Annotated in this window: 6 protein-coding genes and 1 pseudogene; 3 read left to right on the forward strand and 4 right to left on the reverse strand. The window is 44.6% G+C overall.

Going from position 1 to position 5,656, the window contains the following annotated elements; all coding sequences use genetic code 11:
* Window positions 1–565, forward strand: a 565-nt coding sequence (locus F6K20_RS22005) for a DUF3084 family protein (RefSeq protein ID WP_502708858.1), incomplete at its 5' end; no start/stop codon positions are given.
* Window positions 566–986: 421 nt separating this feature from the next.
* On the opposite strand, the gene F6K20_RS22010 is transcribed toward F6K20_RS22005, so the two are convergent.
* Both F6K20_RS22010 and F6K20_RS22015 read right to left on the reverse strand, forming a co-directional pair.
* Complete coding sequence (locus tag F6K20_RS22010; RefSeq protein WP_008187699.1) at window positions 987–1,334, reverse strand: hypothetical protein; 348 nt, start codon at window positions 1,332–1,334, stop codon at window positions 987–989.
* A 539-nt stretch (window positions 1,335–1,873) separates the two neighbouring features.
* A pseudogene (locus F6K20_RS22015) lies at window positions 1,874–2,056 on the reverse strand (transposase); the annotation flags it as partial.
* A gap of 320 nt (window positions 2,057–2,376) precedes the next feature.
* Here F6K20_RS22015 and F6K20_RS22020 point away from each other — a divergent pair.
* On the forward strand, window positions 2,377–3,201 hold the full coding sequence (locus F6K20_RS22020; RefSeq protein WP_008187698.1) for an SDR family oxidoreductase: 825 nt from the start codon (window positions 2,377–2,379) through the stop codon (window positions 3,199–3,201).
* A 671-nt stretch (window positions 3,202–3,872) separates the two neighbouring features.
* On the opposite strand, the gene F6K20_RS22025 is transcribed toward F6K20_RS22020, so the two are convergent.
* Complete coding sequence (locus F6K20_RS22025; protein ID WP_008187697.1) at window positions 3,873–4,145, reverse strand: hypothetical protein; 273 nt, start codon at window positions 4,143–4,145, stop codon at window positions 3,873–3,875.
* Between the two features lie 19 nt (window positions 4,146–4,164).
* Window positions 4,165–5,430 carry a class I SAM-dependent methyltransferase gene (locus F6K20_RS22030; RefSeq protein ID WP_287296021.1) on the reverse strand — a complete coding sequence of 422 codons (1,266 nt, stop codon included), beginning with the start codon at window positions 5,428–5,430 and terminating at the stop codon, window positions 4,165–4,167.
* On the opposite strand from F6K20_RS22030, the gene F6K20_RS22035 reads away from it, so the two are divergent.
* The gene (locus F6K20_RS22035) at window positions 5,429–5,629 is read left to right on the forward strand and encodes a hypothetical protein (RefSeq protein WP_287296023.1); all 201 of its coding nucleotides are present in this window, start codon (window positions 5,429–5,431) and stop codon (window positions 5,627–5,629) included. The genes F6K20_RS22030 and F6K20_RS22035 overlap by 2 nt on opposite strands.
* Window positions 5,630–5,656 lie beyond the last annotated feature (27 nt).

Genomic DNA, 5,656 nt, shown 5'->3' on the forward strand with positions numbered 1-5,656 from the left:
AGCCGTAAATCAAGCTGTTGATCAACTGTTGAGCCAAGCTAATAAGACAGCTGTAGACATTACCCGTGCTAGTAGCAGTAATTTCCAAGAGCCACTGGTGCAAATTACTCAAGCACAAGTAGATCAGTTAATCCAGCAGATTAAAGATGGTAGAGACTACGTGGTGCGAATTCTCTCAGCGGGTAACTACGTTGAGGGGGAAAAATCAATACAAGTATTTGCAGATGCAGCCCTCAATCAGGTTGTCTTTAAGGGGGGTGATGTCCTTGCTACCATCTCAACTAATCCCTCAACTATGACCAATGAGCAAATTCGGAAGCGGCTCGATCAGTTGTTGGCAGCCTCTGAGTTCCGTGCTCGTCGCGCTGGGATTTTGGGTGATATCCAAGTCGGAGATGGTCGGCTGACCACCCTAACCAACTTTATTGAGCAGCTGGAGCAGTATAGTCAACCCCTTAATGTCAAAGCTATTGCGCAAGAAACTGCCTACACAGCTGGTCCTTTAAAAATGCAGCTGGTAGCGAGCTACAATGGAGAAGATGTTTTTAAAACTATTGTTAACTAGCTAGGTTGTTAACGTAAGCATTCAGCGGTCAGCGCTCAGCGGTCAGCGCTCAGCCGTCAGCGGTCAGCCGTTGGCCACGCTACGGGAATGGCCAAGCTACTTGAGCTGCTTAAAATAAACCTATTTTATTCAAAAGCTATTCAATAGCTGATAGCTGATAGCTGATAGCTGATAGCTGATTGCTGATTGCTGATTGCTGATTGCTGATTGCTGATAGCTGATAGCTGATTGCTGATAGCTGATAGCTGATTGCTGATTGCTGATAGCTGATAGCTGATAGCTGATAGCTGATAGCTGATTGCTGATTGCTGATAGCTGATAGCTGATAGCTGATAGCTGATAGCTGATAGCTGATTGCTGATAGCTGATAGCTGATAGCTGATTGCTGATTGCTGATTACTGATTACTGATTACTTACTTGTTAAGTAGCTAGCTCCTCCACAATTTGCCAATCGGGATTGTTATTAACTGCCTCTTGAAGTAGCTCAAACATTTGCCGACAATGGTTATTAACCTGTAGAGGTAACTCTTCATTTTTGACGACAAAATTTATGGGCACTTGTTGCTCAGTGGCTTTCGATTTGTCAATCAATACGTCCACTGTAACCAGCTTGGTAAAGGATATATTATCCGGACTCTCTCTTGCCATTATATAGTCATCACTCTCGTAGAGAATCTCAAAATGGCAGGATTTTAGAACCTCAATCAGTAACGGTAGAAGACGATCAAGGGAAATAGTGATTTTAATGGAACGAGTGTAGCGAGCCATATAGACTTGGGGCTTGCTGATAGCTAAATTTTTCTATCTTGACATTCCCCCGTGCGAGGGATTGCTCGCACGGGGGATTCTCGGTTCATCGACTCGCCATAAGCTGATAGGTTTATACCAACCAAGCACTTAGGGCAAATCTCCCGAAGGGTTTTAGGTCTTATTGACCCAGTTTTCCGCATTCCCTGCTGTAACTTGTTTCTCCGGCTGTTGATAGCTAACTAGTTGTTTGCTTCTAAGCCGACCTAGGTGACCAAATTGTTAGGCAAGGATTACGCAGTACCCTATCTCTGGCGATACTTTTTACTTTACTCTACGGAGGAAGGATTTGGGCAATAATTTATTGTTTTTTTAACTTATTTTTAAATAATTGGGCTCTTCGGTCCCTGTGGTGATAAGCTAAGCTTATTTATAGCGTTTATCGCAGTTATGAGGTACAGTATTCTTTGACGTTGATTCCCTGTCTTGATGTAGCGCATCGCTATTCCTTATTCCCTCTTCTCTCTTCTCAGATCCGCTGTTCCCAGATCCGCTGTTCCCTAAAATCCCGAAATTGTGTACCTCATAGCTATGATAATTGCTATAAACAAGCAAGCTAACAGCTTTTCCCTCAGATTATAAAAATTTCTAAACCCATAGCTTTGACGAATAATCAATTTCATCTTATTATTTAATACTGCCATTACTCCACTAGTTGTTTTATTGATCAAATAATGACAAATTTATGGTAAATTTTATTGGCCTTTGGCCACGCTACGCGAACAATAGTCTCAGCTACTTGACCTAAAATAATTAAACCGCCCTACACGCTCACGTTTCATCCCCCCTTGAAAAAGACGGGGTTTTCAAGGAAAGACCCAAGGGGTAAAGCGGGTGCATCTCATATTTGTAAAAAAGGAGGGGAGTGTGGGGCGGGGGCGCGGGAAGTGTGGGGCGGGGGCGCGGGAATTTTTGCCTAATTTCATGCATTGAGATACACCCGGGTAAAGCTTGCGCGAAGGTAAGATTTTTTATAATAATCGAATTTTAAAACATACGAGCTATGAATGTAGCAATCATTGGTTGTGGATACGTGGGTAGTGCTGTTGCTCACCTTTGGCATCAAGAGTTAGGGTTATCCACTACAGTAACCACTACTACCCCTGAGCGGGTCCGAGAACTAGAAACAATTGCTGACCGAGTGGTTGTGGTTAAAGGAAACGACCCTATTGGTCTCGAATCGGTAGTGAAAAACCAGGAGATTATTCTTCTGTCTGTGGGTGCTGCCAATGGCAAGGTCTATCAAGAAGCCTACTTAGACACAGCCCAAACCTTAGTTTCTGTGCTCAAAAACGCTCCTACGGTACGACAGCTAATTTACACGGGAAGCTATGCTGTGTACGGTGATCGACAGGGAGGCTGGGTAGACGAAACATCACCGATTGCTCCCGCGAGTCCAAATTATGAAATTCTGGCAGAAACTGAGCAGGTATTACTATCAGCATCCAATCCTAATCTGAAGGTTTGTATCCTGCGTCTGGGAGGAATTTATGGTCCGAAGCGGGAACTAGTCAAAATATTTGGTCGATTCGCAGGTACTACTCGTGAGGGTTCGGGTCAAGAAGTCACCAATTGGATTCATCTAGATGACATAGTGGGTGGGATAGAATTTGTCCGTTCTCACCAACTGCAAGGGATATATAATCTAGTAGATGATCAAATCCTGACTTATCAAGAATTGCTTGAAAAAGTATTTAAACAGCACAACTTACCCCCCGTATCCTGGGATTCATCCGTTACTAAAGCCCGACCTTACAATGCCCGAGTGTCAAATAAAAAGATAATTGATGCAGGTTACCAGTTTATTCATCCAGAAAAAATTTTCTAATCTGATTACTCGGTGGGTAAGCATTCAGCTATCAGCCATCAGCTTTCAGCTTGCATAGGTAAGCTTCGTTTAATCTCTGTACGGAAAGCTGTTAGCGTAGCGTGGGCCTATGGGCAATGGGCAATGGGCTTTTCCCCAAACTTTCAATTCTGTAAAATCTCGAACTATTAAATTCTCACGAAAGAGGTTTATTTTAAGCTCACGGCTGACAGCTGACGGCTGAATGCTTACCTCGGTGGGATTAGTTGACTGAAAACTAGCCTAAATATAAGTAACGAGGCGATTGGTGCATGAATCGCCTCTAGCCAAGATTCAACAAATACACTATCTAAAACAAGTGTGAATTTTTTGTGACTGAAGTTCCCCCGTTCATTTGTACTACTATACTAGTTAAAAGCTCTCCCCATAAGGGATATAGCGATTGAGCCCAAAAATTGTGTACCCATGTTGGTTCTTGAAGTATGTCTGCAATTGGAATATAATCCAACTATAGGCACTGGTCGCATTTTTATTTGAGAACCAAATCGCTTCTTGATGCAAAGCGCGAGTGGGGGAAACCACGCCAGTTGCTCATGGGGGAGACCCCCAAGACCGCACTGGCTCCCCAAGACCGTAATGGTGCGTTTTCCGTAGGCGAATTAAATTCGCCACGGGTCGCACCTCTGCATCGCTCAAACGCCCTTCAGATAAACGTTGTGAGCATTCTCAATAAGACTGTACCCAGTAGCAATAAGTACCGACAAGCCTAGGAACGCCACAGAGCTTGGGATTGAGGTTTCGAGTAGTTCAAACTTTGGGGGAACTTCAGTTGTGATATGTAGGATTTGGGATTTTAGGGAATCGGGAATTGGGAATCGGGAATCGGGAATTGGAAATTGGGAAAAAATCTTGTTTACCTGATTACTATGAGAACCGATAATTACCCTTAATAAAAATCTCCCCATCTCCCCGCGCCCAGCCCTATTAGCTGATCGGTGGTACCGTCAACCCCTTAAGGGCAACCCCTTCTGCTGATGGCGTTAATCCCTTACTTTGAATTAAAACCCCAAAGCCACCCAATCCAGTGGGATCGATCAACTGGTGTAACCGTTGGCGACGCTGCATAATCTTGATCACATCCTGTGCTGTTGCGTTCGCATTTCCCCTTTCTCTAGGATCAGAAAGGGCAGCTATGCGATCGCCTAACCCCAATGCCATTAGAAACAACCCTTGCTTGCTGAAACCTACCTTACCCAAACCACATAACTCTCCTTGTCGCTCTAGGGCAGTAAAATCCACATGAGCAGTAATGTCTTGTTGCCCGATATAACTATAGGGGTTATTATGGTGCCGGTGGCGATAATAACACTGTAATGTTCCCTGATCACGGGCTGGCAAATAATACTTTTGGGCTGGATAGCCATAATCAATGGTTAGGACAAATCCCTGGTTTAACCGTTTCGCAACCGTTTTAATCCAATCCAGTGCAGCGAGATTCACCTCACAGCGATAGCCCTCTGGATAGGAACCAGAGAACAAATCAATACCTACCAAATCAAAATACTCTCTCAGTTGGGGTGTAGAAGGGGTATCTAAAACTTCTACAAACTTAATGTCATCGCCATCCTGTTCAACAGTTGCGATATAGATTTCTTTCAGATCTCCTGCTTGCAGCACAACTTGATGTACCGGTAACGCATCAACCAATTCGTTAGAAAAACAGCAACCAGTCAGGGAATTGTCTTGTATTTCTTCCCAAGAACACCACCGCACAGGTAACGAGTGCTGGTGATTGTCCAGTCTAGGTAGGTTTAGTTTCAACAACAGCTGCTTCTGTTGAGCAATCATTGCTGTTGCCTTTTCCACAATGATGTAATTTACCGCACCATAGCAATCTGGGTAGTGCTGGTGCAAGTAAACTAGAACATCTGCGGCTAGGAGTCCCTGTCCTGCTCCCATTTCCATCAGGGTAAAGGGATTAGGTTGTCCGAGGATATCCCACATTTGGGCAAACTGTTCAGCAAGTAATTCCCCGAAGTCTTTTCCTAGGTGGGGTGAGGTGAAAAAGTCTCCTGATGAACCAATGTTAACTGCACGAGAAGCGTAGTAACCTAGCTGTGGATGGTATAGTGCTAAGTCCATGTACTGGGCAAAGGTAATTCGCTGCTTAGGTGCTGTAGCAATGTGATTAGCAATTACCTGGGGTAGGGGTTGAGTAGATGGAAGGTTTGAATTCAAGAAATTAGTCATGAGACTTCTTGCAGAAGGTAAGCAGTCAGCAGTCAGCAGTCAGCAGTCAGCAGTCAGCAGTCAGCAGTCAGCAGTCAGCAGTCAGCAGTCAGCTTTGTGGCACAGGCTTTGGCCTTGGCCTTTTGGCCTTTTGGCCACGCTACGCGAACGGCCACGCGTGCGCGTTTGGCCACGCTGTGCGAACGACGCTGGGAGGTAACTCAGCATTATTCGAATGCTGACCTGT

It is taken from the genome of Moorena sp. SIO2C4, from assembly GCF_010672485.1.
In the GTDB taxonomy this organism is placed as follows: Bacteria; Cyanobacteriota; Cyanobacteriia; order Cyanobacteriales; family Coleofasciculaceae; genus Moorena; species Moorena producens.

Coding starts and splice junctions, on each gene's coding strand:
- F6K20_RS22030 (WP_287296021.1), bottom strand. CDS start 5,430: ATGACTAATTTCTTGAATTCAAACCTTCCATCTACTCAACCCCTACCC.
- F6K20_RS22035 (WP_287296023.1), top strand. CDS start 5,429: ATGAGACTTCTTGCAGAAGGTAAGCAGTCAGCAGTCAGCAGTCAGCAG.
- F6K20_RS22020 (WP_008187698.1), top strand. CDS start 2,377: ATGAATGTAGCAATCATTGGTTGTGGATACGTGGGTAGTGCTGTTGCT.
- F6K20_RS22010 (WP_008187699.1), bottom strand. CDS start 1,334: ATGGCTCGCTACACTCGTTCCATTAAAATCACTATTTCCCTTGATCGT.
- F6K20_RS22025 (WP_008187697.1), bottom strand. CDS start 4,145: ATGGGGAGATTTTTATTAAGGGTAATTATCGGTTCTCATAGTAATCAG.